This is a genomic window from Caulobacter segnis, from assembly GCF_023935105.1.
Taxonomy (GTDB): Bacteria; Pseudomonadota; Alphaproteobacteria; order Caulobacterales; family Caulobacteraceae; genus Caulobacter; species Caulobacter segnis_B.
The window spans coordinates 5,131,327-5,157,538 of sequence record NZ_CP096040.1; the positions used below are offsets into that span (position 1 = coordinate 5,131,327).

The 26,212-nt window shown below is 67.6% G+C and carries 23 protein-coding genes; 11 read left to right on the forward strand and 12 right to left on the reverse strand.

The features are described 5' to 3' along the window. Positions 1–99: 99 nt before the first annotated feature. Both MZV50_RS23820 and MZV50_RS23825 read left to right on the forward strand, forming a co-directional pair. Positions 100–936, forward strand: a complete 837-nt coding sequence (locus MZV50_RS23820; RefSeq protein WP_252631811.1) for a UDP-2,3-diacylglucosamine diphosphatase — start codon at positions 100–102, stop codon at positions 934–936. After that, positions 936–2,027 (forward strand): glycosyltransferase family 4 protein, encoded by a 1,092-nt coding sequence (locus tag MZV50_RS23825; protein WP_252631813.1) that lies wholly within the window; start codon positions 936–938, stop codon positions 2,025–2,027. Before MZV50_RS23820 ends, MZV50_RS23825 begins: the two co-directional genes overlap by 1 nt. A gap of 345 nt (positions 2,028–2,372) precedes the next feature. Here the strand turns inward: MZV50_RS23825 and MZV50_RS23830 are convergent, their stop codons facing one another. From MZV50_RS23830 to phnC, 9 genes are all read right to left on the reverse strand, one after another. Beyond that, complete coding sequence (locus MZV50_RS23830) at positions 2,373–2,810, reverse strand: DUF6491 family protein (protein WP_252631814.1); 438 nt, start codon at positions 2,808–2,810, stop codon at positions 2,373–2,375. A gap of 116 nt (positions 2,811–2,926) precedes the next feature. Next, entirely contained in the window at positions 2,927–3,226 is a 300-nt protein-coding gene (locus MZV50_RS23835) for a putative quinol monooxygenase (RefSeq protein ID WP_252631815.1), read from the reverse strand. 81 nt (positions 3,227–3,307) lie between these two features. Next, positions 3,308–4,621: a hemolysin family protein gene (locus tag MZV50_RS23840; RefSeq protein WP_252631816.1), complete on the reverse strand. Its 1,314-nt coding sequence runs from the start codon at positions 4,619–4,621 to the stop codon at positions 3,308–3,310. A 145-nt stretch (positions 4,622–4,766) separates the two neighbouring features. Next, positions 4,767–5,810, reverse strand: a complete 1,044-nt coding sequence (locus tag MZV50_RS23845) for a substrate-binding domain-containing protein (RefSeq protein ID WP_252631818.1) — start codon at positions 5,808–5,810, stop codon at positions 4,767–4,769. A 70-nt stretch (positions 5,811–5,880) separates the two neighbouring features. After that, complete coding sequence (locus tag MZV50_RS23850; protein ID WP_252631819.1) at positions 5,881–7,140, reverse strand: OprO/OprP family phosphate-selective porin; 1,260 nt, start codon at positions 7,138–7,140, stop codon at positions 5,881–5,883. Between the two features lie 300 nt (positions 7,141–7,440). Further along, the gene (locus MZV50_RS23855) at positions 7,441–9,852 is read right to left on the reverse strand and encodes a TonB-dependent receptor (protein WP_252631821.1); all 2,412 of its coding nucleotides are present in this window, start codon (positions 9,850–9,852) and stop codon (positions 7,441–7,443) included. A 437-nt stretch (positions 9,853–10,289) separates the two neighbouring features. Then, positions 10,290–11,120 carry a phosphonate ABC transporter, permease protein PhnE gene (phnE, locus tag MZV50_RS23860; protein ID WP_252635307.1) on the reverse strand — a complete coding sequence of 277 codons (831 nt, stop codon included), beginning with the start codon at positions 11,118–11,120 and terminating at the stop codon, positions 10,290–10,292. 23 nt (positions 11,121–11,143) lie between these two features. After that, positions 11,144–12,202 (reverse strand): phosphate/phosphite/phosphonate ABC transporter substrate-binding protein, encoded by a 1,059-nt coding sequence (phnD, locus tag MZV50_RS23865; RefSeq protein WP_252631822.1) that lies wholly within the window; start codon positions 12,200–12,202, stop codon positions 11,144–11,146. Then, the gene (gene phnC / locus MZV50_RS23870) at positions 12,199–12,993 is read right to left on the reverse strand and encodes a phosphonate ABC transporter ATP-binding protein (protein WP_252631823.1); all 795 of its coding nucleotides are present in this window, start codon (positions 12,991–12,993) and stop codon (positions 12,199–12,201) included. Before phnC ends, phnD begins: the two co-directional genes overlap by 4 nt. 237 nt (positions 12,994–13,230) lie before the next feature. Here phnC and MZV50_RS23875 point away from each other — a divergent pair, with 237 nt between their 5' ends. From MZV50_RS23875 to MZV50_RS23905, 7 genes are all read left to right on the forward strand, one after another. Beyond that, positions 13,231–14,490, forward strand: coding sequence for a type III PLP-dependent enzyme (locus MZV50_RS23875; RefSeq protein ID WP_252631824.1), 1,260 nt, complete (start codon positions 13,231–13,233; stop codon positions 14,488–14,490). Between the two features lie 190 nt (positions 14,491–14,680). Further along, the gene (locus tag MZV50_RS23880; protein WP_252631826.1) at positions 14,681–16,444 is read left to right on the forward strand and encodes a 6-pyruvoyl-tetrahydropterin synthase-related protein; all 1,764 of its coding nucleotides are present in this window, start codon (positions 14,681–14,683) and stop codon (positions 16,442–16,444) included. Positions 16,445–16,551: 107 nt separating this feature from the next. Further along, a complete protein-coding gene (locus MZV50_RS23885; protein WP_252631827.1) occupies positions 16,552–17,610 on the forward strand; it encodes a 1,9-bis(guanidino)-5-aza-nonane synthase in 1,059 nt (352 codons plus the stop codon). 73 nt (positions 17,611–17,683) lie between these two features. Next, complete coding sequence (locus MZV50_RS23890; RefSeq protein ID WP_252631828.1) at positions 17,684–18,454, forward strand: acid phosphatase; 771 nt, start codon at positions 17,684–17,686, stop codon at positions 18,452–18,454. A gap of 48 nt (positions 18,455–18,502) precedes the next feature. Next, positions 18,503–18,991, forward strand: coding sequence for a Fur family transcriptional regulator (locus MZV50_RS23895; protein ID WP_252631829.1), 489 nt, complete (start codon positions 18,503–18,505; stop codon positions 18,989–18,991). Between the two features lie 196 nt (positions 18,992–19,187). Continuing rightward, positions 19,188–20,135, forward strand: coding sequence for a thioesterase family protein (locus MZV50_RS23900; protein ID WP_252631830.1), 948 nt, complete (start codon positions 19,188–19,190; stop codon positions 20,133–20,135). Positions 20,136–20,190: 55 nt separating this feature from the next. Further along, the gene (locus MZV50_RS23905) at positions 20,191–20,943 is read left to right on the forward strand and encodes an FkbM family methyltransferase (protein WP_252631831.1); all 753 of its coding nucleotides are present in this window, start codon (positions 20,191–20,193) and stop codon (positions 20,941–20,943) included. A 10-nt stretch (positions 20,944–20,953) separates the two neighbouring features. Here MZV50_RS23905 and MZV50_RS23910 read toward each other — a convergent pair whose 3' ends face one another. Next, positions 20,954–21,844: an alpha/beta fold hydrolase gene (locus MZV50_RS23910; RefSeq protein WP_252631832.1), complete on the reverse strand. Its 891-nt coding sequence runs from the start codon at positions 21,842–21,844 to the stop codon at positions 20,954–20,956. A 115-nt stretch (positions 21,845–21,959) separates the two neighbouring features. Between MZV50_RS23910 and MZV50_RS23915 the strand changes: the two genes are divergently transcribed. Further along, positions 21,960–22,394 carry a DUF488 domain-containing protein gene (locus MZV50_RS23915; RefSeq protein WP_252631833.1) on the forward strand — a complete coding sequence of 145 codons (435 nt, stop codon included), beginning with the start codon at positions 21,960–21,962 and terminating at the stop codon, positions 22,392–22,394. A gap of 125 nt (positions 22,395–22,519) precedes the next feature. Here MZV50_RS23915 and MZV50_RS23920 read toward each other — a convergent pair whose 3' ends face one another. Continuing rightward, entirely contained in the window at positions 22,520–23,308 is a 789-nt protein-coding gene (locus MZV50_RS23920; protein ID WP_252631834.1) for an SH3 domain-containing protein, read from the reverse strand. A gap of 101 nt (positions 23,309–23,409) precedes the next feature. Between MZV50_RS23920 and MZV50_RS23925 the strand changes: the two genes are divergently transcribed. Beyond that, entirely contained in the window at positions 23,410–24,270 is an 861-nt protein-coding gene (locus MZV50_RS23925; protein WP_252631835.1) for a crotonase/enoyl-CoA hydratase family protein, read from the forward strand. Positions 24,271–24,273: 3 nt separating this feature from the next. Here the strand turns inward: MZV50_RS23925 and mdoH are convergent, their stop codons facing one another. Continuing rightward, positions 24,274–26,160: a glucans biosynthesis glucosyltransferase MdoH gene (gene mdoH, locus MZV50_RS23930; protein WP_252631836.1), complete on the reverse strand. Its 1,887-nt coding sequence runs from the start codon at positions 26,158–26,160 to the stop codon at positions 24,274–24,276. Positions 26,161–26,212 lie beyond the last annotated feature (52 nt).

The following is a 26,212-nucleotide window of genomic DNA, read 5'->3' on the forward strand; positions in this document are numbered from 1 at the left end:
ATTAAAGCGACATGCAATCAGCTTATTCGCCAGCCGTTGGCCGCCATCGCGCCGATCCGGGGACGGAGCGATCTCGCGGCTCTTAACGGGGGTTCGACCATGAGCGCCGACGTCGCCGTCCGCCGCTACCGCTCCATCTTCATCAGCGACCTGCACCTGGGCACGCGAGGGTGCCAGGCCGAGCTGCTGCTGGACTTCATCCGCCACATCGAGTGCGACAAGCTCTATCTGGTCGGCGACATCATCGACGGCTGGAAGCTGCGCAGCGGCTGGTTCTGGCCCCAGGCCCACAACGACGTGGTGCAGAAGATCCTGCGCATGGCCCGCAAGGGCACCGAGGTGATCTACGTGCCCGGCAACCACGACGACCGAATCCGCGACTTCTGCGGCGTCCACTTCGGCGGGGTGATCGTGGCCCGCGACGTGATCCACGAAGCCGCCGACGGCAAGCGCTACCTGGTCGTCCACGGCGACGAGTTCGACGGCATCGTCCAGCACGCTAAGTGGCTCGCCTTCCTCGGGGATTGGTCCTATAGAACCATCCTCATGCTGAACACTCTGGTGAATCGCTTCCGGCGCCGCCTGGGGTTCGGCTATTGGAGTCTCTCGGCCTATCTGAAGGTCAAGGTGAAGAACGCGTTGCAGTTCATCGAGAACTTCGAGGCCGCCGTGGCCGATGAAGCTCGACGTCGGGGGGTGGACGGCGTGATCTGTGGTCACATCCACAAGGCCGAGATGCGCGACATCGACGGCATCCGCTACATCAATGACGGTGACTGGGTGGAAAGCTGCACGGCCTTGGCCGAGCACGCCGACGGTCATCTCGAGATCCTGGAGTGGGCCAAGCTGCGCTCGTGGTCGGTGATCGATCGCGCCCGCCAGGCCACCACCCAGCACGGCGCCGACGAGTCCCTGCCGGAGCCGGCCGCCGCCTGATGCGAATTCTGCTTGCGACCGATGCATGGGAACCTCAGGTCAACGGGGTGGTCCGCACCCTGACCCGAGTGGTCCAGGAGCTGCGCGCCATGGGCCACGACGTCGACGTCGTCAGCCCGGAACAGTTTCCGACCTTCCCGCTGCCGACCTATCCCGAGATCAAGCTGGCCATCGGCGCGTACGAACCGGTGCAGGAGCGGTTCAAGCTGTTCGAGCCCGAGGCGATCCACATCGCCACCGAGGGTCCGATCGGCCTGGCCGCCCGCCGGATCTGTCTGGAGTGGAAGCTGCCGTTCACGACCAGCTACCACACCAAGTTCCCCGAATACGTCTCGGCCCGCCTGCCGCTGCCGCTGGCGGCCGGCTACACCTACATGCGCTGGTTCCACAAGCCGTCGGGTCGCCTGATGGTGGCCACGCCGACCATGCGCGACGAGCTGGCCAAGCACGGCTTCCGCAACCTGTCGCCATGGTCGCGGGGCGTCGACACCGACATCTTCAAGCCGCGCGCGCCGGGCGATCCCGATCCGTTCGAGGGCCTGGCCCGCCCGATCTTCCTCAATGTCGGCCGCGTGGCCGTCGAGAAGAACATCGAGGCCTTCGCCAGCCTGGACCTGCCCGGCACCAAGGTGGTCATCGGCGACGGGCCCCAGCGCGAGGAGCTGGCCGAAAAATATCCCGAGGTGAAGTTCCTCGGCGCCAAGTTCGGCGACGAGCTGGGCCGCTATTTCGGCGCCGCCGACGTGTTCTGCTTCCCGTCTCTCACCGACACCTTTGGCCTGGTGATCCTGGAAGCCATGGCCGCCGGCGTGCCCGTGGCGGCCTTCTCGGCCCCCGGCCCGGTCGACATCATCCCCGGCTCCAACGCCGGCGTCCTGGCCCCCGGCCAGACGGACGGCCTCAAGGAAGCCTGCCTGGCGTGCCTGGATCTCGACCGCGTCGTGGTCCGCAAGTTCGCCGAGAAGTTCTCGTGGCGCGCTTGCGCCGAGGAGTTCTTCCGCAACCTGCAGCCCTATCCCGAGCCGGAAAAGACACGGTTCTGGCGGCGGCTGCGGCGGCTGGCGCGGCTGCGCAAGAAGGCGGCGGCGTAGGGCTCCTCGTCTCCCTTCTCCTCAATGGGGAAGGGTTGGGGATGGGGTGACGTGCTGAGCTGGCGGCTACGCGGCGTTGACCGCCGCATTACCCCCTAAGCGGATCATTCAGCGGCGCGTGAAAGTGAGAAGCGATTGATTTCGCTGAATCTATCTCGCGAATTCCGAGGATAGACGCCCCCCTTCTCCCCTTGCGGGAGAAGGTGTCGGCGAAGCCGGCGGATGCGGGGTTGAAGGACGTATCCGCCGCGGCGACGGTCGACGCCGGGTGCGGGTTGAAGGGCCTTTCGACCCCTCATCCCACCGCCTTCGGCGGCCGCCTTCTCCCGTAAAGGAGAAGGACGCCTATTTCGAAGCGGACGCCGGCGACAGGGCGGCGGCCTCGCGAGCGGTGACGCGGCGCACATCGGCGACACGGCACGCGCTGACACCCGAGGCGGTCCGCGCGGTCAGCTGGGCGCTGTCGCCGGGACAGATCACGTCGCTGCCATCGGACCGCAACGAAATCTTCTTGGCGTCCGCGAGTCCCGCGCAGTCCTGAGCAAGGCGCATCCGATAGACACCGCCGCGCGCCGGCTGGACGTAGAGGATCCGTCCATTGGCGGTGTTGGCGCCCGTGATGTGCTTGCCGCTGAAGCACTGCCGGCCCGCATTGGGCTCGGGGCCGTCGTTCGCATAGGCCGCGCGCTGGGCGCCGAAGTCGAAACGCTGGCCGTTGTCGGCCATGGCCGGGGCGGACACCATCAGCAGCGCCGTCGCGCCAATCAGGAACAGGGCCTTCATGCAATCAGCTCCCACGGTTATGCGAACAGCCTAGCCCGCTCTCGCGACGATGGAAAGCACCCGCCGACTAAACCTCCGTCGTATACTTTCGCCTGCACGGCTTGAGGATGACCCGCTCACCCTCTCGGCGCTTCGGTCGCTTCGAAGATGTTCATCTTCGGGGGCTCGACGACGAACGCCTGCATCTCGCGCACGAACGCGGCCGAGTCAGGAACGCCGAAGTGGACCCGCAGGGCCGTCAGATCCAGCCACCGCTCGACGAACTGGAGGCGGTTGGGGTTGGCCGCGTCGATGAAGCAGTCGTGCGACAGGCACCCAGGCTCGGCCCGCGACCGCGCGCAGTGCGCCAGGCCGACGGCGATCGCCGCCGCGCGGTGTTCTGGCGCGACGAGAACCTCGCCGAGAACGATGATCATGCCGCGTCTCCTCCGTCATGGCGGCGCGAGACTAGATCACGGACAAGACCAGAACAGGCCTCCGCGAGGGAAAGCCGTCTCCTATCCCTCCGCCGCGTCCTTCTTTCGCTTGCACGGCTTGAGGATGACCTTGTCGATGCGCGAGCTGTCCATGTCGACGATCTCCAGGTCGAAGGCGCCGATGGTGAGGTGTTCGCCTTCGTCGGGGATGCGGCCCAGGCGATCTAGGATCAGGCCGGCCACGGTGTGATAGCCGCCGTCGGCCTCGAAGTTCTCGCCCAGGTGATCGTTCAGCTCCTGGATGTCCAGGCGGGCGTCGATCAGCCAGCTGCCGTCCTCGCGGCGGATGATGCGGGCGTCGTCGTCGGCGTGGTCCTCGGGGAAGTCGCCGGCGATCATCTCCAGCAGGTCCAGCGGGGTGATCGCCCCCTGCAGCGAGCCGAATTCGTCGACGACCAGGGCCATGTGCAGGCTGGTCGACTTGAAGACCGCCAGGGCCTTGAGCAGCGACATGGTCTCGGGAATGGCCACGGGCTGCTGCACGTGGGCCTTCAGGTCCAGCGGCTCGCTGCCCAGGCAGGCGTCCAGCAGGTCCTTCTTGAGCACCACACCGATGTCGCCGTCCAGATCGTCCTCGGTGGCCACCAGGATGCGAGAGTGGGCGCTGGTGCGGATCTCGTTGAGGATGGTCTCGGGATCGTCGGCCAGCGACACCCAGAAGAGGTCGCGGCGCGGGGTCATGGCCACGCGGACCGGACGGTCGCCCAGGCGCATGACCTCATTGATCATCGCCCGTTCCTCGGGCTCGATCAGGCCCGCGTCGGCGCCTTCGGCCAGCACGGTCTCGACCTCTTCCGAGGTGATGCCATTGTTGCGCTCGTCGCGCACGCCCATCAGCTTCAGCACAGCGGCCGTGGAGACGGTCAGCAGGGTCACGAATGGGCGCAGCACCGCGGCCACCACGGCCAGGAACGGGGCCATGCGGCGAGCGATGACGTCCGGGAACATCAGGGCCAGGCGCTTGGGCACCAGTTCGCCCAGGATCACCGAGACGTAGGTCAGGCCCACGACGACGATGCCGGTGGCGATGGCCTCGGAATACTTGGCCAGGGCCGGGACGCTGGTCTCGAGCCACGCATCCAGGGCGCCGGCGATGGTCGCCTGACCATAGGCGCCGGCGAAGATGCCGATCAGGGTGATGCCGACCTGCACGGCCGAGAGAAAGCGGGTCGGGTGCTCGGCCATGTCGAGGGCCAGCTTCGCCCCCTTGTCGCCCCGATCGGCGAAGCCTTGCAGGCGGGCCTTGCGGGCCGAGACGACGGCCAGTTCGGACATGGCGAAAACCCCGTTCAACAGAACGAGGAGGAAGACGACGGCGAGCGCGACGAGAATCATGGCCCTTCAGGGTCGGGGACGCGTCGCCGGACGGCGATCGCGACGGGGCTTGGGGAACGGCCCGGCGGGTTCACTATACAAAGAAAAACGCCGTGGCCCATAGGACCACGGCGCTCGTCACACTTTGAGACGTTCAGTCGCCCTATTAGGCGGCCGGGCGGCCCATCACGGTCTTGCTGTTGACCACGCCCTTCTGGGCGTCGTGCTGGCCGGGGGGCAGCGGGATCAGGCCGCGGCCCTGGAGGTAGCCGCCGCGACCGGTCGCGGCGTCCGAGGTGAACTCCTTCAGGAACTCTTCCAGGCCCGGGGTGACGCCGATATTGGCCTTCTTCACGTAGATGAAGAGGGTGCGCGACAGCGGATAGGAGCCGTCCGAGATGGTCTGGGCCGAGGGCTTCACGCCGTTGACGGTCGCGCCCTTGATCTTGTCCATGTTCTCTTCGAGGTACGACCAGCCGAAGACGCCCAGCGAGCCCGGGGTCTTGGTCAGGGTGCCGACGATGGCGTTGTCGTTTTCACCGGCGTCGATCCAGCCGTCGTTGCGCAGCGGGTCGACCAGGCCCTTGAACTTCTTCTCGTTGTCCGAGCGGATGGCGTCCAGGGTCGGGTACTTGCGGGCGCCGGCCTCGATGGCCAGTTCGACGAAGGCGTCGCGGGTGCCCGAGGTCGGCGGCGGGCCGTAGACCTGGATGCGGTTGCCCGGCAGGCCGCCGGCGACGTCATCCCAGTTCTTGTTCGGATTGGGGATGAACTGGCCGCCCTTCAGGACCGTCTTCGACAGGCCCATATAGAGGTTCTCGGTCTTGAAGTTGTAGTCGGCGCCGTCCTTGTCGGTGGCGACGACGATGCCGTCGAAGCCGATCTTGATGGCGATGATGTCCTTGACGCCCTTGGCGGCGCAGGCGTCGAACTCGGCCTTCTTCATCGGACGCGAGGCGTTGGCGATGTCGGGGAAGCCTTCGCCCGTGCCCGAGCAGAACAGCTTGATGCCGCCGCCGGTGCCGAGGCTTTCGACCTTCGGAGCCTTCTTGCCCGACTTCTTGGCGAAGTTCTCGGCGGTGCGGGTGGCGAACGGGAACACGGTCGAGGAGCCGGCGGCCCAGACATAGTCGCGGGCGGCTTGGGCGGGGGCGGCGGCCAGGCCCGAGAGGGCGACGGCGGCGGCCGCGCAGGACAGGAGCTTCTTCATGGTCAGGTCCTAAGGAATAAAAGCGAATGGGTCGGGCGAGCCGCTTCGGCCCGCCCGAGGGACGCGGGTCCTAGAAGTCCAGCTGGGCGCGCAGCTGGAACTGCTTGATGTCGTAGTCCTGGTTCAGGCCGATGTTGTCGGACTTGCCGTCCGTGTAGTTGGCCTGGAAGCGGACGTACGAGACCGGGTAGTAGTTCAGGCCCAGCGTCCAGCCGGTGTACTTGCCGGCCTGCGAGGTCGCCGGCTTGACGTTCAGCGTGTCGTAGGCGTCGCCCAGGTCGGCGTAGTCGTAGCGCAGGGCCAGTTCGACGCCGCCCATACCGCCGGCCGTGACCGGGTTCAGGATCTTGGGACGCTTCACCTCGCCCGCGGCCGGGTCGTAGTTGCGCATCTCGCCCGTCGGCCAGAAGCTGACGAACGCGTAGCCGACCTTGACCTTCGGATCCTTGCCGATGGCGGCGCCGCCGACGCGGGTGATGTCGATGTTCGAGTATTCGCCTTGGACCGACAGCGGGCCGTGGATGAGCATGGCCTCGGCGGCCAGGGTCTTGTCACGGTTGCCGATGCCGCCGGTCGTGTAGAACGTGGTGCCGTTCGTGTAGGCGGTCGTCGTGCGGCCGGTATAGGCGAAGGCGCTTTCGTCACCGCGGTTGCGGTAGCGGTACGACAGGCCGAGGTGGACCTTGCTGGTGTCGGTGTTGACCGGGGCCCAGTGGGCGCGGGCCGTCAGGCCGAAGCGCTCCTTGGAGTCGGCGCCGGCGTTGGCGACGTCGGCGCTGTTGATGCTGTTGCCCTGCACCGCGAACGTGGCCGAATAGTTGAAGCCCTGGTACTTGGCGACCGCGCTGACCAGGTAGCTGTCGACGCCGAAGTCACCGTACGGACCCCGGTCCATGAAGGTGATGAAGCGGGTCGAGGTCAGGTTCTCCAGGCCGGCGGCCTTGATGTTCCCGAACAGCAGCGAGACCTGTTCGTTCGGCTTGTACTCGATGACCACGTCGTCCCACGAGGCCGCGCCGCCGTTCACCCAGCCGCCTTCGGCCTTGTAGGCGAAGTAGTTGTTCAGCTTGCCCTCGACGCCCAGGAACACCTGGCGACCGCGCCAGTTGCTGGTCTTGAAGTCGCCGCCGGGACCATCGCGGCTGACGTCCTGGTTGACGTAGTCGACCAGGATCCGACCCCGGAACTTGAACGCCACGTCGTCATTGCTGAACTGCGGAGCGCCGCTCCACTTGTAGCTCATGTCCTGGGCTTGGGCCGCGACGCCCAGACCCATGGCGAGCGCGACGCCCAGCGCCGAACCGGCGGCCAGCGAGATCTTGTTGCTCATTGTGAGATTTCCCCTTGAAGGTGCCCCGAACTCACTCACCCGCCGTGGCGGGGTAACGCTGTTCGCGGATTAACATGGGGGATGTGACGGTTCGGACACCGACTTATGACAAGCCGATGACAAGTGTTTTCAACCGGTTAAGCTGTGTCGCCTCGGCAACAAACCGCTCGCCCAAAGGGCCGGGCGAAAGTCCGCCTACCGATGGTAGCGATCGGATGGGATCGCTCGCCGGACACAGAAAAGCAGAAGGGCGGCCCATCGCTGGGCCGCCCTTCGTCATCCAGGGATCTTGGCTGGATCCTAGTACTTCACGCGGAGCTCGATGCCGTAGGTGCGCGGCGGGTTGAAGTTCGCGTAGTCGCCGATCGTGCCGCGGTTGGCGGCCGAGATGCGGTAGATGTGCGACTCGTTCAGCAGGTTGCGCGACCACAGCGACAGGCTGGCCGAGCCGGCGTCGCCCATGGCGATGTCGGCCAGGGTCAGGTTGCCGTTGACGATGAAGCTGCTGTCGCCCTTCACGGCCACGTTCTGGACCAGCTTGCCGGTCGGCGAGACATCGGCGAACTCGGTCTGGAACGAGTACTGGGCGTCGGCGTAGTTGGCGTCTAGGTGAGCCTTGAACGTCATCGAGCCAACCGGCTGCTTGAAGTCGATATAGGCCGAGGCGGCGTTCGGCGGCGTGTAGACCACGTTGACCGGGAACGGCGTGCCTTGCGGGACGTCGGCGTTGCCGGTGAACGGGAACGGCGCGGCCGGAACCTTCACGTCGGTGTAGGCGTACGAGACGCCCACCTGGATCTGGTTGGTCACCTGGGCGGTCAGGTCCGCTTCGAAGCCGCGGATCTTCGAGGTGCCCGGCGCATTGCGGGTTTCCTCGGTATGCGCGCCTTGGGTCGGGCTGCCGGGCGTGGTGTCGACGTTGTCGAAGTCGATCTGGGTGCCGGTGCGGTCCATGGCGTAGGCGGCCAGGTTCAGGCGCAGACGGTTCTCGAGGAAGTCCATCTTGGCGCCGACTTCATACGCCTTGACCTTTTCGGCGTCGAAGGCCTGGAAGGTCTGCGAGCGGTCGTTGGCGCCGCCGGCGCGGTAGCCGGTCGAGAACTTGGCGTACAGATTGACGCCTTCGGCGGCGTCGTAGGCCAGGTTGATCAAGGGGTCGAAGCGGCCCTTGTCGTAGCTGAACGTGAAGTTCGTGGCCTTGCCGTTGACGATGTAGAGCGTGCCGTCGCGCTTGTCCTTGGTGTAGCGACCGCCGACCGTCAGGTGCAGCTTGTCCATCGTGGCCGGGGTGTAGGTGCCTTGGCCGTAGATGGCGTAGCTCTCGGCGTCCGCTTCGGAGGCGCGGGTCAGGAAGCGCGTGCCGCGCTCCCAGCCGGCGGTGCCGGCGGCGGCCTTCGAGGTCCCGGCCGACGAACGGATCGTGTAGGCGGTGCCGTCGGCGTTCCACTGGTTGGTGAACGGCGTGGCGGCCGATTCCTTGGCGTGTTCCTTGAAGTAGTACAGGCCCGCGACGTAGTCGAAGGTCTCGCCCACATTGCCGACCGCCTGGAATTCCTGGCTGTACTGACGCTGATACAGGTCCGACAGGCTGTAGCGGCCGAAGGTGGCGTTCGGCGCGAAGACGTTACGCGCTTCGATGCCCGAGTTGTCCCACTGGTTCGTCGCGACGGCGCGGGCCGCCGTGATCGAGCGCAGCTGCAGGTTCGGGGAGATGTTGTACTTCAGCGTCATCATGGCGCCGCCGGTCTCATCGACGCTGGGCTGCTGCACCGTGCCGATGTCCGAGACCTTCTGGCGGTCGGTGTGGACCTTCACCAGCGAGGCCAGCGGGTTGATCGTGCCGGCCGGGGCGCTGGCCGGGCCAGCCTGGAGCTCGGCCAGGGTGCGGACGCGCTTGCCGTAGGGGTTGTAGTTGATCAGCTGGCTGAAGAACGGGGTGTTCTCGTCCTTCGAATAGTCGACGGCGACGAGGGCGCTGAACTTGTCGTTCGGCTTGTACTGGGCCTGGATGCGGCCGCCCTTGCGGTCGTACTGGTTCCAGCCGGCCTGGCCCGCCATCGGGTTCTTGATGGTCGGATCCTGGTGCTGCAGCAGACCGTCGACCTTGATCGACAGGCCGTTGAACTCCTGGAAGTCCTGGTGCAGCTCGCCGGTGTAGGCGCCGTAGTTGCCGACGCCGGCCACGATGCGGCCGCCCGCCACGCCCGACGGCGCCTTGGAGACGATGCTCACCGCGCCGCCTTCGGTGTTACGGCCGAACAGCGTGCCTTGCGGGCCGCGCAGGACTTCGATGCGCTCCAGGTCCAGCAGGGCGACGTTCAGGCCTTGCTGACGGCCCAGATAGACGCCGTCGATATAGACGCCGACGCCCTGGTCGCGGGCGGTCTGGTTGGCGTCGAAGGGCACGATGCCACGGATGCCGACGGTCAGGGCCGACTGGCGGGCTTCGAAGGTCGCGACGCGCAGCGAGGGGATGGCGCCATCCATCAGGCTGATCAGGCTCTCGGCGTGGCGGTCGGCCATGGCCGTGGCGCTGAGCACCGAAACGGCGATCGGCGTCGTCTGCAGGTTGGTTTCACGCTTGGTCGCGGTGATGACCACCTGGTCCAGCGCCGTGCCCTCGTCGGCGGCGGGCGTGGCGTCGGCGGCGTAGGCGCCTTGGCCGGCCATCATCAGCGCGACGACGGCCGCGCCTGCGAAATACTTACGCATCAAAAGTACCCCTTTTTGGTTGGCCAGGGGCATAGGCCATCAGCAGTGATGCTTCCGTGACGTCGTCATGTAGGTTTTACGACGTGATAAATTTGCGCCACGTTCGCGCAACAATAGGTATATCCCGCCCGCTCTCGCATAACGTCGATATTCAGAAAGCGGGACCTCCAGGTATCGACGATCGATATCTGAATAGAAAACGATATCAAATCCATGTTGCACGGATGAAATACATGAAATGCAGCTGAAAGATCGCTCAAAGCGGCTTTCTTATTTCCGACAAGGCCCCTTCTGCCGCTCACCAGATCCAAACAACCACAAATGGCGGCGCTCCCGCAAAAAGGGTGTGGATTGGAAATTTTTGTCGTTGAACAACGCCCTGCGGAAATCCCCGCGCGTCAGTGGGCGCGTCCGCGGAGCGAGCCTTTCGCCTGCGCCTAGAGCAGGCGCGTCCGGATGATCTGCGACAGCAGGTCGATCAGCGACACGGCCACCACGATGACCAGCACGATGCAGCCGGTCTGGTCGTACTGGAACGCGTTGACCGAATCGAGCAGCACCTGGCCGACGCCGCCGGCCCCGATCAGGCCCAGCACCGTCGCCGAGCGGCTGGACGACTCGAAGCGGTAGAGCGCGTAGCTGGTCCACAGCGGCGCGACCTGCGGGATCACCCCCCAGACGACCTCCTGCAGCTTGACCGCGCCGGTGGCGCGCACGCCCTCGACCGGGCCCTTGTCGATCGACTCGACGGCCTCGGCGAACAGCTTGGCCAGCACGCCGCCGGTGTTGAACATCAGCGCCATCACCCCGGCGAACGGCCCCAGGCCCACGGCGGTGATGAAGATCAGCGCCACGACCAGGTCGGGAATCGAGCGGATCAGGTCCAGCACCCGGCGCACCGGCTGCTGGATCCAGATGGGCGTGATGTTGCGCGCGCCCAGGAGGCCCAGCGGGATGGCGACGATGATGGCCAGGAAGGTGCCCCACAGCGCCATCTGGATCGTCTGCCACATCTTGCCGACGTACAGCCCCCAGTCGGCGGCCATGAACGCCTTGGGATCGGTGAACGGCGAGAAGAAGCCTCGCGCGAACTCCTGCATCCGCCCGGCTTCGGTGAACAGCTGCGGGAACTTGTCGATCTCGGCTGGCTTGAAGCTGACGATCAGCAGCATGGCCACGCCGCCCCAGATCAGGGCGTCGAAAGCCAGCGCCGTGGTCGAGCGTCGGGGCGGTGCAAGAGGGAGCGGCGCCGGAGGGGGCGGGGCCATAGTGGTCTCGCTCATGAAGCGTCTCAGTTGGCGGGCGGAGCGACAGGGGCGACCGGCGCGGCCAGCCCCGCCTTGCCCTCGGCGGCGATGCGCTCGGCCTTGATGCCATCGAGGTTCTTCTGGGCGGCGGCAATCTTGGCTTGGTCGCCGGTCTCCTTGGCCAGGCCCAGCTGTTCCAGCGCTTCCATCTCGCGGACCACCAGCAGGTGGCTGTCGTCGGCCGGCTTGAAGCCGCCCATCGACAGCTTGGCCAGGTTGGCGCGCTGCTGGGCCGCCTCGGGCGTGTCGCCCTGGCCGTAGGTCAGGAAGAACTGGCGCAGCTTTTCCTTCACGACCGGGTCCAGGTCCTTGCGCCAGACGATCGGGTCTTCCGGCAGGGTCGGCGATTCCCAGATCACCTTGACCTTGGCGGTCTTGTTGTCCGCGCGCGCCATGTTCAGGCGCAGGGCCGTGGTGTTGTTGGTCGAGGCGTCCAGCTTGTGATTGGCCACCGCCGCCAGGTTGGCGTCATGGCTGGCGCTGAGCACGGTCTTGAAGCAGGTCTCGGGCTTCACGCCGGCCGGGATGAACACATAGGTCATCGGGGCCAGGGTGCCCGAGGTCGACTTCTTATCACCGATGCCGAAGTTCAGGGTCTTGTCGCACTTCAGCAGGCCTTGCAGGGTCAGCTTGCTGTCGGCGGGGACGATGATCACCGACTTGTAGCCGTCGGTGCCCGACGGGTCGAAGGTGCGAGCGAAGACCTCGCCGCCCGAACGGCGGACCGCTTCCAGGCCCGACTGGTTCGAGAACCAGCCCAGGTCGGTCTGCTTGGCGCCCATGGCCACGATCAGCGACGAGTAGTTGGACGAGAAGAACGGCTTCACCTTGAGGCCGGTCTGCTTTTCCATGTCGGCCAGGATGGGCTTCCAGTAGCCCTCCATGTTCTGGGCCGACTCGGTGGACAGGATCGAGAACACGACCGTGTCCTTGGCCGAGCCGGTGGTCGCCGGCTTCTGGCCGCACGAGGCGAGGGCCAGGACCGACAGGCCAACGACCGACAGACGGGCGGCGATGGCGAAAGCCGAACGGCGGCTGATCATTGTGGGGCTCCTTCCCAGAACACGTCCTCGAATTCCGGGCCGTAGATATCGATGAGTTTTTCACGCTTCAGGCTGGAAGCCGGTCCGTCATAGACCTTCTTGCCGGCCTTCAGGGCCACGACCCGGTCGCAGTAGCGCAGGGCGTAGTCCACCTGGTGCAGGGTGACGACGACGGTGAGGCCGTCGCTTTGATTCAGGTCACGCAGGATCTCCATGACCTTGCGAGCCGAGACGGGGTCCAGCGAGGCGACGGGTTCGTCGGCCAGGATGATCTTGGCCTTCTGGACCAGGGCGCGGGCGATGGCGCCGCGCTGCTGCTGGCCGCCCGACAGGGTGTTGGCGCGCTGGGCGGCGTAGTCGACCACGCCGACGCGCGCCAGGGCCGCCATGGCCGCCTCGCGCGTCTCCCTGGGCCACCAGCCGAACAGGCCGCGCACGAGGGGGATGCGGCCCAGCGAGCCCAGCGCCACGTTGCTGAACAGCGACAGGCGGCCGACCAGGTTGAACTGCTGGGCGATGAAGCCGATGCGAATGCGCGCCTTGCGCACCTCGTTCGAGACCTTGCCCCTGGCCTGCACCGGACCGCCGAAGGCGCCGATCGTCCCTTCCCCCTCGTCGATGGTCTGCAGGCCGTCGATGGAGCGCAGAAGCGTGGATTTCCCGGAGCCCGAAGGGCCGATGAGCGCGATCATCTCGCCTCGAACGACGTCGAGGGAGACTTGGTCCAGCGCCCGGCGCGACCCGAAGGTCTTGGAGGCGGCGCGGATCGAGAGAACAGGGTCCGACGTCATGGTCGGGGCGAATCCTTAACGTGGTTTCGTAGCTTGGGAAATGCGATCACCGGTTTGGGGGAGGTTCGCAATGGATTTGTGACAACCGGTGGATCAATTGGTCCCGAAACGGGGCTGCGAAAGGGTCTTTACATCCCCGTCAATCACCCCTATCTCGCACGGCTCCGGCGGACCCGAAGTCCTCTAAACGCTGCTAACGCCGGCCTGGGTTTAACTTCCAACAGGGGGTTACGTGAATTGCACACGTACCGTTCTCCCCTGGACCTGGTCCGTGAGCGGTCACCGGAACGTCCCGTCGCACTCGTGCGGCCTGACGCGGTTTCCGTAGCTGCGCGCTGGTTCCAGTCCGAATTTAAAGGCGATGTCTTCTACGCGGTGAAGGCCAATCCTTCGCCGTGGGTGATCCGTGAGCTGGCGACCGCCGGCGTGCGGTCGTTCGACGTCGCGTCGCTGAACGAGATCGAGACGGTGGCGGAACACGCCCCGGGCTCGCGCATGGCCTTCATGCATCCGGTCAAGAGCCGCAAGGCGATCTCGGCCGCGTACTTCGACCATGGCGTGAAGACCTTCTCGTTCGACACCCACGAAGAACTGGCCAAGATCCTGGACGCCACCGGCCAGGCCAAGGACCTCAACCTGATCGTCCGCATGGGCGTGCAGGCCGAGGGCGCGGCCTACAGCCTGTCGGGTAAGTTCGGCGTCGAGAGCCACAACGCCCCCGCCCTGCTGCTGGCCGCCCGTCGCGCCACCCAGGACCTGATGGGCGTCAGCTTCCACGTGGGCAGCCAGTGCATGCGCCCGACGGCGTTCCAGGCGGCGATGGCCCAGGCCTCCCGCGCCCTGGTGCGCGCCGGCGTGCTGGCCGACGTCGTCGACGTCGGCGGCGGCTTCCCGTCGATCTATCCGGGCATGGCCCCGCCGGAACTCTCCGAGTACCTGGCGGCCATCGACCGCGGCTTCTCCGAGATGATGGTCCACGAGACCACCGAGCTCTGGTGCGAGCCCGGCCGCGCCCTGGTGGCCGAGGCCTCGTCGCTGCTGGTCAAGGTCGAGCTGAAGAAGGGCGACGCGCTGTATCTGAACGACGGGTCGTACGGCTCGCTGTTCGACGCCGCGCACATGAAGTGGCCCTTTCCGGTCAAGCTGTACCGCAAGAACGGCGAAGTCGTCGAAGAGGGCCTCAAGCCCTTCCGCTTCTACGGCCCGACCTGCGACAGCGTCGATCACATGCCCGGCCCGTTCTACCTGCCGGAAAGCGTCGACGAGGGCGACTACATCGAGATCGGCATGCTGGGCGCTTACGGCGTGGCGATGTCGACCCGCTTCAACGGCTTCGGCGAGACCGACACCGTCGAGGTGCAGGACGCCCCGATGGCCTCGATGTACGGCCTGGCCAAGCGCTCGATCCCGGCGGTCCGCCAGGAGAACGAAGAGCGCAAGATCGTCCGCTTCTCGCGTCCCAAGGGCGCGGCCGGCAAGCGCAAGCGCCGCCGCTGATCCGAAGGGCCAGATCCTGATCCCATGAAGGAGGCGGATGATATCCGCCTCCTTTTTTGCGCCACGGGCTTCTCTCGAACAGTCCGCGAGCGCGCTTCGTCGGCTCTCGCACAACGTCCGGCGGTGGGTTGCGACTGGACAACGCCTGGCGTAACCAGCCAAGTCGCCGGGTCTGGTCTTGGGGCGTGTCGTGTTCAAAGTCTCCGTGGGTTGGCCGCTGGCCCTGTGCGTGTTGGCGCTGGTCGTGGTGTTCATGATGCTGCAGCCGCTGGCGCACGGCGCCGGATGGAGCCACAGCTACAGCTACAACGCCGTCTGGATCCTTGAATTCAACGACACGCTGCGGCGCGGGATCTTCCCGCCGCGCTGGCTGCACGGCGCGTTCAACGGCCTGGGCGCGCCGTCGTTCTACTTCTACCCGCCTCTGCCCTTCTACCTGTCCGCCCTCGTCGGCGCCTTCGTCCGGCCCGGCGACCATGCCGCGATCATCGCCTGGACCAGCTTCTGGATGACCCTGGGTTCGGGCGCGGCCATGTTCGCCTGGCTGCGCGGCAAGGCCGGCGACGCCTGGGCCCTGGTCGGCGCGGTCCTCTACGTCGTCGCCCCCTATCACCAGATCGACTATTTCGTGCGCGGGGCCTACGGCGAGACGGCGGCCTACATGATGCTGCCGCTGTTCATGATCTGCCTGGAACGGGCAGCCCGATCGCGGGCCTGGATTCCGGCGCTGGCCCTCGCCTCGGCCGGTCTGATGCTGTCTCACCTGCTGGTCACCATGCTGGTGATCGTCAGCGTGCTGCCGGTCTATGGCGCGTTCCTGATCTTCACGGCGCCTGCGGCCGAGCGGCCAGCCGTGGCGCTGCGGTGCCTGGCGGGCGGCGTGCTGGGCGCGGCCCTGGCGGCGACCTATCTGGGCCCGGCCCTCCTGATGCAGGGCGCCAGCTCGCTGAACTGGATGTGGGGTACGCGCGACGCCGATCCCTACAACTGGGTCCTGTTCCGTCCAGACCTGTGGCCGCAGAGAAACTACGCCCTCGAAATGGCCTGGCTGGGCTGGGGCGTCGGGGCGGCCGGTCTGGCGGCCGTCGTCGCCGGCCTCGGCCGGACCATGACCCGCGAACGTCTCGAGATCGTGGTCGCGGGCGGCGCCGTGCTGCTGGGCTTCCTGCTCTATGGCGTGCCGTGGGTGTGGCACGGCCCGATCGGCGCTGTGCTGGGCAAGGCCCAGTTCCCTTATCGCCTGCTGGTGGGCATGGAGTTCGCGGCGGTAACGGGCGTCACCCTGGCCCTGGCCCAGGGACGCTGGCTTCGGCTCGCTCCCCTGCTGCTGGTCGGCGCGCTGCTGGCCAAGCAGGGCATGGACATGGCCGCCGTCCCGATCGAGTTCAATCGCCAGCAGATCGGCGACCTCTACGGCGACACGGGGCGTCAGGTCGCCATGCGACGCGTGCCGGCCGAACAGCTGCCGGGAGGCTTCTTCGCCAATTCCGAGCGCTGGCGGGCCGATACCGCTGGCATGACCGGCTATGACGACCTGCCACTGGCGGCGCCCGAGAACGACGGCGCCCGGGTGACCGCCGCCAGCACCTTCCCGGACGGCACCATCGCGGTGGCGGTCTCGGCGACCCGCCCGACCCGGATCGTCGTGAGACGCTTCTTCTTCCCGACCTGGGAGGTGGGCCTGGTTCGCCCCGGCCGCGACCCGGTCGTGCGCGCCGAACCGGTCGGGCTCGACCGGCTGCTGTCGTTCACCGCCGCGCCGGGACAAGAAACCTATCGCATTCGCATCGTCCGCTCGCCGCTGGAGAAGATCTGCGACGCCATCTCCCTCGTCGCCCTGCTCGGCGTCCTGGTCTGGCTGGGCCTGTCGCTGCGCCGCTGCCTGCTGGCGAGATCCGACGACCAAGGGCTCCAGGGCCGCTTCCGCGCGTTTATGCGCATCAGGACTCGATAAACGTCGCAAAGACTCTATATAGCGCCCCCTTAATCCCCTCGCCGGTCGCTCCGTCCCGGCGTGCTGGCGGGTCACGACGGGCGCTCACCTTCAGAGGATCCTCTGTCATGAACGCTCCCGTTCCGAACAACCAAAAGGCCGAACTGCTGCAGAAGGTGGTCGAGCACGTCGACATCACCTCGTACGACGCCCGTCCGATCATCGACGCGATGCGCAAGATGTCGTTCAGCTCGCGCGACACCGCCCGCGCCGCCGACATCTTCAACATGGCCCTGGCCGACAAGGGCTGCTCGACCTGGCTGATCCTGGCCGGCTCGACCTCGGCCGGCGGCTGCATGCACGTGTACCGCGATATGGTGAAGAACGGCATGATCGACGCCGTAGTCGCCACCGGCGCCAGCATCGTCGACATGGACTTCTTCGAGGCCCTGGGCTTCAAGCACTATCAGGCCGCCGGCCCGGTCGACGACAACGTCCTGCGCGACAACTACATCGACCGCATCTACGACACCTATATCGACGAAGAAGAGCTGCAGGCCTGCGACCACACGATCCTGGAGCTGTGCAACCAGCTGGAGCCGCGCGGCTATTCCTCGCGCGAGTTCATCTGGGAAATGGGCAAGTGGCTGGCCGAGGGCAACGCCAAGAAGCAGGGCTCGCTGATTCAGACCTGCTACGAGGAAGGCGTGCCGATCTTCTGCCCGGCCTTCGTCGACAGCTCGGCCGGCTTCGGCCTGGTCAAGCACCAGAAGGAAAAGCTGGCCGAGAAGAAGCCCTACCTGATGATCGACGCGGTCGCCGACTTCCGTGAGCTGACGGACGTCAAGATCGCGGCCGGCACCACGGGCCTGTTCATGGTCGGCGGCGGCGTTCCCAAGAACTTCGCCCAGGACACCGTCGTCTGCGCCGAGATCCTCGGCGTCGAGGCCGACATGCACAAGTACGCCATCCAGATCACGGTCGCCGACGTGCGCGACGGCGCCTGCTCGTCGTCGACGCTGAAGGAAGCCGCCTCGTGGGGCAAGGTCTCGACCACCTACGAGCAGATGGTCTTCGCCGAGGCCACCACGGTGGTGCCGCTAATCGCCTCGGACGCCTACTGGCGCAAGGCCTGGGACGGCCGTGAAAAGCCGCGCTGGAACAAGCTGTTCGGCAAGCGAGCTTGAACGGCTCCCCCTTCTTGATTGTAAGGGCGTGAAAATGCAGGGTCCCCGGAGTTTCTTCGGGGGCCCTTTTTTCATGCGTGTGCTGGCCTTCGCCGCCCTTCTCGCCCTGACCGGCTGCGCCACCCTGAGCGGTGACGCGGCCAGCGACCGCTACCTGACCAAGGCCCAGTTCGACGCGCGCGACCACCTGGGGCCGCCGCCGGCCAAGGGCTCGCCGGCCGCCGAAAGGGATCGCCAGATCTTCCTGACCACCCGCGCCCTGCAAGGCTCCCCGCGCTGGTCGATCGCCCAGGCCGACAATGTCGAGGAGAACGTCCTCGAGGCCTATACGTGCGCCCTGGGCTATGCGCCGACCCGGCGGAGCAATCCGAAGCTGGCCGCCATGCTGCTGCGCATGAGCCGTGACGTCCGCTCGGCGGTCTCGGGTCCCAAGCTCAAATACCGACGCCCGCGCCCGTTCCGGTCCGAGCACGGGCCGCTGTGCATCAAGCCGGGCGTCGGCTTCTCGCTGTCGCCCGACTATCCATCGGGCCACGCGACCTGGGGCTGGAGCGTGGGCCTGCTGCTGGCCGAGGCCGCGCCTGACCGGTCCCAAGCCATCCTGGCCCGCGCCCGCGCCTATGGCGAAAGCCGGGTGGTCTGCGGCGTCCACAACGCCAGCTCGGTCGAGGCGGGCAAGACCAACGCCGAGAACCTGTTCGCCGCTTTGTGGAGCTCGGACGCCTTCAAGGCCGACCTGGCCGGCGTGCGGGCCGAACTGGACGCCGCGCGCGCCCAGGCCACGCCGCCAGACCCGGCCCGCTGCACCGCCGAGGCCAATCTGCTCAGCGCTCCTCTGCTCTAGGAACCCTCCGGAGTTGCGCCGGCGGGCCTGGCCCTCTACCTCTAGGCCATGGCCCACGGCAGTTCCTGCGGACACGATCATCACAACCACGGCGTCGCCGGTCACGCGCTGGCGGCCGAACTGGCCGCCGCCGAGGCCCGTTGCACGGCCGCCGAACAGCGCCTTACCGCCCCACGCCGCCGGGTGCTGGAGCTGCTTCTCGAGGCCGGCCAGCCGGTGAAGGCCTACGACCTGATCTCGACCTTCGGAGGCGAGGGCCCGCCGGCCAAGCCGCCGACCGTCTATCGCGCCCTCGACTTCTTGGAAAAGCAAGGCTTCGCCCACCGGATCGAGAGCCTCAACGCCTATGTCGCCTGCCGCAAGGAGGCCGACGGTCACGCCGCCGCGTTCCTGATCTGCGACTGCTGCGGCGCGACCCGCGAGATCGAGCCCAAGGCCAGCGCCGAGATCATCGCCGCCGGCGCCGCGGCCGGCTACGCCCTGACCGGCGTGACCATCGAGGCCCACGGCCTCTGCGCCGATTGCAAGGCCGGCTAAGCGCCTTCCGCCCCTTCTGGGGGCGGACGACCGCGCGACGCACGGTCAGGTGGGGCAAGTAGGGTGATGTCTCTTTGACCCGCCCCCTCGGCGCTTCGCGCTCCTCCCCCGGAGGGGGAAGCAGGTTGGGAAGCTAGCCAAGCTTCATCGAACCCCGCTAGTCTCGAACGACGTTCCACCTCGCTCGAGAGACGCCATGACGACCGCTGAGCCGCTCCCTGGCGTTGAGATCTGGCGCGGTGGGGTCAACACCTGGGACTGTGACGAGATGGGGCACATGAACGTGCGCCACTATGTCGTCCGCGCTCAGGAGGGCCTGATCGGCATGGCGGCCGAGCTGGGTCTGGCGCACGCGTTCTCGCCCGGCGCCAACGCCACCCTGCTGGTCAAGGAACACCACATCCGCTTCCTGCGCGAGGCCCATGCCGGCGCGCCGCTCCATATGCTGGGCGGGGTGATCGAAATGGGCGAGAGCGACGCCAAGATCCTGCAGCTGCTGGTGCACCCCGCCTCGGGCGAACTGGCCGCGACCTTCCAGACCACCGTCGTCCACGCCACACCGCGCGAGGGCCTGGCCTTCCCCTGGCCCACGATCGCCCGCGAGCGCGCCGAGGCGTTGAAGGTCGAGGTCCCCGAGAAGGCGAGCGCGCGGAGCCTGGACCTGTCCCCCTTCACCCCCACCGCCAGCTTGGCCCGCGCCGAGGCGCTGGGCCTGACCCGCATCGGCCTGGGCGGCCTGCTGCCCACCGATTGCGACGTCTTCGGCCGGATGCGCGCCGAGCAGTTCATCGGCCGGGTCTCGGACGGCATCGGCGCCTTCATCCACCCCTTCCGCGACATGGTGGTCGAGCATGCCGATGCCAAGCCGGCCCGCTCCGGCGGCGCGGTCCTCGAATACCGCATCGCCTACCTGGCCTGGCCTCGCGCCGGCGACCGCGTCGAGCTCCGCTCGGGCCTGCTCGGGACCGACGCGCGAACCATGCGGGTGGCCCACTGGATGCTGGATCCAGCCACCGGCGAGCCCTGGGGGACCTCCGAAGCCGTGGCAATCACCTTCGACCTCGACGCCCGCAAGGTCGTGCCGGTCAGCGACGCGGCGCGAAAGGCGCTGGCCAGACACCAGGTCGCGGGTCTGTCGCTCTAGCCACGGCCGCGGTTCCTGGCCACCATGTCAAGGAATCGATCCGCCAGGAGGGCGCATGCTGCTCGATCGTGTGCCCTATGGGCTGGTGATGCCGACCATCTACGGGCCGGTGATCGTCAATCGCCATGACATCAACCAGACCAACCATCTGCTGAAGACCGGCCGCGCCCACGGGCACGACAGCATCGACATGATCTCGAAGCTGTCGGTGCTGAAGGGCCCCGAGCCGTTCGTCCTGGATGTCGGGGCCAATTTCGGCCTGTTTTCGCTGGGCCTGGCCAGCCTGCTGGGCGGGCGCGGCGTCTATCACTGCTTCGAGGCCCAGCGGATCCTGTTCAACATGATCGCCGGCTCGGTGGCGCTGAACGGCTACAGCAACATCTTCTGCCATCACGTCGCCGTGGGCGAGGAAGCCGGCGCGATCGAGATCCCGCAGTTCGACTACGACCAGGCCATGAACTTCGGCAGCGTCGAGTTCGGCGAACGCCAGACCGAGCGCCTGTCGCAGGAACGCGGCGACGATCCCGAAAAGCGCGAATTCGTGCCGATGCGCACGCTCGACAGCTTCGGCTTTCCCAAGGTCGATATCCTCAAGGTCGATGTCGAGGGCATGGAGCCGCAGGTTCTGCGCGGCGCCGACGCGCTGATCGACGCCCATCGGCCGTTGATGCTGGTCGAGCACCTGAAGTCCGACAGCCAGCGCCTGGCAGACCAGATCACCGCCAAGAACTACAAGCTCTACGCCCTATCGGACGACTTCGTCTGCATTCCCAACGAGCTGGCCCACCTGATCCCGGACCCGGCCTAGGCCGTCGCCCCTAGGCCGTCGCCATGTCGAACAGCGCGTCCCGCGCCACGTCGGGCCGCTCCATCGGCAGGAAGTGGCTGGTCCCCGCCACGACCTCGATGCTCACGTCCCGGCCCCACCGCGCGAAGCCGTCGCCGGCGTGGCAGGTCGAATGCTTCTCGGCCTTCAGGATCCGCACCGGGACCTTCACCTGGCGCACCGCCTTCCACGGGTCGTGGGCCTGGGCGGCGTAGTTGGAGGCTTCCCAGGCCGGAGAACAGGCCAGCTCGACCTTGCCGTCCTCGCGCGCGTGAAAGCCGCCGGCGACATAGTCGGCCAGCATGGTTTCGGGCCAGGTCTTGAAGGCGCCGCGGCCCTTGTAGCCGGCGAACACCTGCTCGCGATCGTCGAACACCGCCCGCCGGCGCAGGGCCGACTGGACCATCGGCATGTGCTTCCAGAGGCGGCCGGAGGTCCACGGCGCCTTGGCGTAGAGGGTGGCCAGCCAGGGCATGATCACCGGGTCCAGCAGCAGCAGGCCCTTGACCCGGTTCGGCCGCTCGGCGGCGGTCAGCAGGCTGACGGTGCCGCCCATCGAGTGGCCGGCCAGCACGACCGGCGGCCCGTCCAGCGCGTCCAGCAGGCCGATCAGATCGTCGCGCAGGTCACGCCACGAGCGCCGGCCATCCGGCTCGGCGGGCAGGGTCGTCTCGCCGTGGCCACGCTGATCGATGGCCAGGATGCGCAGGCTGGCCGCGAGCGGCGAGAGCAACACCCGATAGGTCTGGGCGTTGAAGCCATTGGCATGGACGAAGACGACGTCGATCGGCCGGTCCCGAGGACCGAACTCCAAGGCCGCGATCTCGCCGCCGGGAACGGCCACGGCGCGCTTGCGAGGTTCGCGAAAGACGGCCGCGTCCATCGGCGTGGCTCCCTGAAGGTTATCGGGCTTAAGGTAGGCGCGTAGATCCTTGGCGTCCATGCGGCCCCGCGACGAAAGGCCCCCTCCTTCAAAGGAACGGGATGAAAGGAATGGCATGAACAAGCTCGCCACCATCGGCTACGAGACCGACACGCAAGGCGGCATGATCGATCGGCTGAAGGCGGCCGACGTCCAGCTGGTCGTCGACGTCCGCGCCGTGGCCAGCTCCCGCAAGGCCGGCTTCTCCAAGACGCTGCTAGGCAATAGCCTGAAGGACCAGGGCGTCGACTACCTGCACCTGCGGGCGCTGGGCACGCCCAAGGCCGGGCGCGACGCGGCGCGCGCGGGACGCACCAACGAGATGCGCGCGATCTTCAACGCCCACCTGGAGGAGCCGGAAGCCCAGTTGGCCCTGGCGCAGGCGACGGAATTGGCCAAGGAAAAGCGGATCGCCCTGCTCTGCTACGAGGACGATCCGAACTGCTGCCACCGCCAGATCGTGGCCCAGCGCATCCGCGAACAGCTGAAGTGCGAGGTGGTGGACCTATAGAGTTCCGTCTTCCCCTCCGGGGGAGGAGGGCCGAAGGCCCGGAGGGGGCAAGTCAGTGAGAAATACCCTACTCCCCCCACCTGACCGCTACGCGGTCGTCCGCCCCCATGGGGGCGGAAGGTGCTTTAAGCCTGGGTCACCTGCCACTCGCCGCGATCGTCGCGGCAGGCGCTGTAGCGCTGGCTGGAGGCGCGCTGGCCGCCGCCCGAGACCGAGGCGTCGATCACCCGGCAGCTGGCGACCTGCTGGCTGTCAGGGCGCACCAGCGAGGTCGCCGCGTAGCCGACCGCCAAGCCGTTGCGGCCGACCAGCACCCAACCGCCGGCGGGGGCCAGACCCAGGGCGTCGAAGCTCTCGCCCGCCCCGACCTTGCCGACCACGGCCGTCCTGGTCGACGGACCGGCCCGCAGGTTGGCCGTCGAATTGGCCACATAGGTCCCGCCGGCGGCCTCGTAGCTGGGCAGGCTCTGGACGCCCGAGGCGTAGCGAACGTTGCGGCCGTCGATCGGCGGGCCATAGGTAGACGAGACCACGGAGACTCGGCCCGAATTGCCGGTGCGCTTGTTGTTCCAGGTCTGGGCCACGCCCGTCTCCAGGGCCTTCTTGGTGGCCTGCTCGGCCAGGGCCGCGTCGGTCGACTGCATGCGGCAACCGATATAGCCGCCCGCCGCCGCGCCGGCGGCCGCGCCGACCAGCGTGCCCAGGGTCTTCTCGTTCTTGGCCAGGTTGCGGCCCAGTAGGGCGCCGGCGGCCGCGCCGATCAGGGCGCCGCCTTCCTGCTTCTTGCCCGAGCCTTCGCACGCGAACAGTCCGCCCAGCCCTCGCGACTGGGCCAGCGCCGGGGCCGGCGCGACGGCCAGGCCGCCGACCGTGGCGGCCAGGGCCAGGGCGGTGGAGATCTTGCGGGTCGTCATGGCTGAAGTCCTCTTTCGTCGGGTCAGTGTTGTCGCCGCCTCCGCCCCAGCCGATAGTTGGCGAGCAACGCCCAGGACCATCGACAAAAGAGGAGGCCGGCATGAGCAACCACGATCAGGCGGACTATAGCTGTTTCAAGGTCGAGATCGAGGCTGGCGTCGCGCACATCCAGTTGAAGCGGCCCGAGGCGATGAACACCATGACCCGGCCGTTCTGGAACGAGCTGCCGGCGATCGTCCGCGACATCGACGACAACGCTCGGGCCCGCTGCATCGTCATCTCGTCGACCGGCAAGCACTTCAGCGCCGGCATGGACCTGTCGGTGTTCACCGACGACGAGGGCGTCACCGCCTCGCGGGATGGCGATCGCTGGGTGGCGGCCGAGAGCTTCCGCCGCTTCGTGCATCACCTGCAGGAGACCTTCAGCTGTCTGGACCGGGCCCGCATGCCGGTGATTGTCGCGATCCAGGGCGGCTGCATCGGCGGGGCGGTCGACTTCGTCAGCGCCTGCGACATCCGCTACGCCAGCGCCGACGCCTTCTTCTCGATCCAGGAGATCAACATCGGCATGACCGCCGACGTCGGCACCTTCCCGCGCCTGTGCAAGCTGATCCCCGAGGGCTGGGTGCGCGAGCTGGCCTATACGGGTCGCCGCCTGCCGGCCCAGCGGGCCAAGGAGATCGGCCTGGTCAATGAGGTGTTCGACACCCACGAGGCCCTGGTCGAGCACGCCCTGGCCACCGCCCGTGAGATCGCCGAAAAGTCGCCCCTGGCCGTGGCCGGCAGCAAGGTGATGATCAACTACGCCCGCGACCACACCATCGCCGACGGCCTGGACTACATCGCCACCTGGCAGACGGGCATGTTCTCCGGCCCGCACATGGCCGAGGCCTTCACTGCCAAGGCCCAGAAGCGGGACGCCAGCTATCCGGACCTGCTGCCCCTGAAGAAGAAGATGTAGGCCTCAGGCGGTCTCGTAGCCGAGGCGGGCCGGCAGGGGCAGCGGGATCGGCGGCGCGTTTGAGGCCGCCAGGGTGGCCACCGCCGCCGCAGAGCGCAGCTTGACGGCCCGATCCAGCAGGCGCGGCGGCCGCAGCGTCTCCGGCGTTTCCAGCAGCGCCAGGTCGTCGACGTTCTCGGCGGTCCAGGCCGAGACCACGAAGGCGAAGGTCAGGGCCAGGGCCGGCACGGCGATCCAGACGAAGGCGTTCGGCGCGAAGATCAGGCCCACCCCGACCAGGACAAGGCCAAAGATGGTCTCGCCCCGGTGGACGCGCAGCGTGTCCCTCAGCGTCAGGGTCTCGGCATCGCGGCGCTGGGTCGCCCAGCCGCAATCACGGCCGGTCAGGATCTCGAACAGGGCGCGGGTCTGGGCGAAAAGCACGATGGGCGCGACCAGGCTGGACACCAGGGTCTCCAGCCCGACGCCGGCCAGGGCCCGGCGGGCGCCGCCGAAGCCGTCGGCGCGGCCGCGCCGGACCAGCACGGCCCAGGCCATCAGCTTGGGCGCCAGCAGCATGGCCAGCGACACCCAGAGCACCGACAGCAGTTCGGGCCGGGTGAACGCGGTCGGGTCGTCCTGGCCCGCGCCGGCCAGGGCCGGGAAGGCCGCCAGCAACAGGCCCACGCTCAGCAGGCCCAGCCACAGCGGCGCGGTGAGATAGGTCGAGAAGCCGCGCAGCAGATGGAAGCGGCTCAAAGGGTGCAGGCCGCGCGCGGCGATGACGGCGATGTGCTGCAGGTTGCCCTGGCACCAGCGGCGGTCGCGGACGATCTGGTCGATCAGGCTGGGCGGGCTCTCCTCGTAGCTGCCGCCCATCTGCGAGGCCAGGCGGACCTCCCAGCCGGCGCGGCGCAGCAGGGCGGCCTCGACGAAGTCGTGGCTCATGATCGCGCCGCCGAACGGCTGGGGCCCGCGCAGGTGCGGTAGGCCGGCCTGCTCGGCGAAGGCCTTCACGCGGATGATGGCGTTGTGGCCCCAGTAGCTGGACTCCGCTCCGCTCCACCACTCCAGGCCGCGCGCGAACATCGGGCCATAGAGACGGCTGGCGAACTGCTCGAGGCGGGCGAACAGGGTGCGGGCGTTGATGATCATCGGCACGGTCTGGATCAGGCCCGCGCCCGGCGCGGCCTCCATGGCGGCGGCCAGGCGCACCAGGGTGTCGCCGGTCATCAGACTGTCGGCGTCCAGCACCACCATGTGGTCATAGGCGCCGCCGAACCGACGAACCCACTCGGCGATGTTGCCGGCCTTGCGGTCGGTGTTCTCCGCCCGGCGGCGATAGTAGACCCGGGCCTGGCCCTCGAAGCGGGCGCACAGGCGGTCATAGGCCTCGCGCTCCTCGATCGCGACGGCCTGCTCGCGGGTGTCGCTGAGGATGAAGAGATCGAAATGGTCCAGCGACCGGACGGTGCGCAGCGATTCCAGCATCGCGGCCAGGCGCGCGAACACCGGTCCGGGCGCTTCGTTGTAGACCGGCATCAGCACCGCGTTGCGGCTGGACACCGTGGGCAGGGGGCCGCCCTCGCGCGGCGGGCTCTCGCGCCACAGGGCCAGAAAGCCCACCGCCGCCGAGGCGCACGAGAAGGCCGTCCAGGCGAACAGGCTGGCGAACAGCGGCAGGGCGACCAACTCCAGCACCGTGAAGCGGTCAGCTGCGAAGGCGCGGGTCATCGCCACGCTGGCGGCCAGGCTCAGCACGATCGTGAAGGCCAGCAGCCACGCGCGGCGGCGCGTCAGGCTGTCCGCCAGGATCGGCCGCCGATCGGGCTCGGCGCTGAGGCTCTGGATCGGCATGGCCAGCGGTGATTCCGAAGGAACCGCGTCGGCCGGCCAGGAAAATGATCGCATCTCAAGAACGCCTTACTCGAAGCCCCCCGGCCCCGGCCGCCGCGCGAGCAAC

Bases quoted from the DNA above. Each gene is read 5' to 3' on its own strand.
- MZV50_RS23820 (WP_252631811.1), top strand. From the start codon at position 100: ATGAGCGCCGACGTCGCCGTCCGCCGCTACCGCTCCATCTTCATCAGC.
- MZV50_RS23825 (WP_252631813.1), top strand. From the start codon at position 936: ATGCGAATTCTGCTTGCGACCGATGCATGGGAACCTCAGGTCAACGGG.
- MZV50_RS23830 (WP_252631814.1), bottom strand. From the start codon at position 2,810: ATGAAGGCCCTGTTCCTGATTGGCGCGACGGCGCTGCTGATGGTGTCC.
- MZV50_RS23835 (WP_252631815.1), bottom strand. From the start codon at position 3,226: ATGATCATCGTTCTCGGCGAGGTTCTCGTCGCGCCAGAACACCGCGCG.
- MZV50_RS23840 (WP_252631816.1), bottom strand. From the start codon at position 4,621: ATGATTCTCGTCGCGCTCGCCGTCGTCTTCCTCCTCGTTCTGTTGAAC.
- MZV50_RS23845 (WP_252631818.1), bottom strand. From the start codon at position 5,810: ATGAAGAAGCTCCTGTCCTGCGCGGCCGCCGCCGTCGCCCTCTCGGGC.
- MZV50_RS23850 (WP_252631819.1), bottom strand. From the start codon at position 7,140: ATGAGCAACAAGATCTCGCTGGCCGCCGGTTCGGCGCTGGGCGTCGCG.
- MZV50_RS23855 (WP_252631821.1), bottom strand. From the start codon at position 9,852: ATGCGTAAGTATTTCGCAGGCGCGGCCGTCGTCGCGCTGATGATGGCC.
- phnE (WP_252635307.1), bottom strand. From the start codon at position 11,120: ATGGCCCCGCCCCCTCCGGCGCCGCTCCCTCTTGCACCGCCCCGACGC.
- phnD (WP_252631822.1), bottom strand. From the start codon at position 12,202: ATGATCAGCCGCCGTTCGGCTTTCGCCATCGCCGCCCGTCTGTCGGTC.
- phnC (WP_252631823.1), bottom strand. From the start codon at position 12,993: ATGACGTCGGACCCTGTTCTCTCGATCCGCGCCGCCTCCAAGACCTTC.
- MZV50_RS23885 (WP_252631827.1), top strand. From the start codon at position 16,552: ATGAACGCTCCCGTTCCGAACAACCAAAAGGCCGAACTGCTGCAGAAG.
- MZV50_RS23890 (WP_252631828.1), top strand. From the start codon at position 17,684: ATGCGTGTGCTGGCCTTCGCCGCCCTTCTCGCCCTGACCGGCTGCGCC.
- MZV50_RS23895 (WP_252631829.1), top strand. From the start codon at position 18,503: ATGGCCCACGGCAGTTCCTGCGGACACGATCATCACAACCACGGCGTC.
- MZV50_RS23900 (WP_252631830.1), top strand. From the start codon at position 19,188: ATGACGACCGCTGAGCCGCTCCCTGGCGTTGAGATCTGGCGCGGTGGG.
- MZV50_RS23905 (WP_252631831.1), top strand. From the start codon at position 20,191: ATGCTGCTCGATCGTGTGCCCTATGGGCTGGTGATGCCGACCATCTAC.
- MZV50_RS23910 (WP_252631832.1), bottom strand. From the start codon at position 21,844: ATGGACGCGGCCGTCTTTCGCGAACCTCGCAAGCGCGCCGTGGCCGTT.
- MZV50_RS23915 (WP_252631833.1), top strand. From the start codon at position 21,960: ATGAACAAGCTCGCCACCATCGGCTACGAGACCGACACGCAAGGCGGC.
- MZV50_RS23920 (WP_252631834.1), bottom strand. From the start codon at position 23,308: ATGACGACCCGCAAGATCTCCACCGCCCTGGCCCTGGCCGCCACGGTC.
- MZV50_RS23925 (WP_252631835.1), top strand. From the start codon at position 23,410: ATGAGCAACCACGATCAGGCGGACTATAGCTGTTTCAAGGTCGAGATC.
- mdoH (WP_252631836.1), bottom strand. From the start codon at position 26,160: ATGCGATCATTTTCCTGGCCGGCCGACGCGGTTCCTTCGGAATCACCG.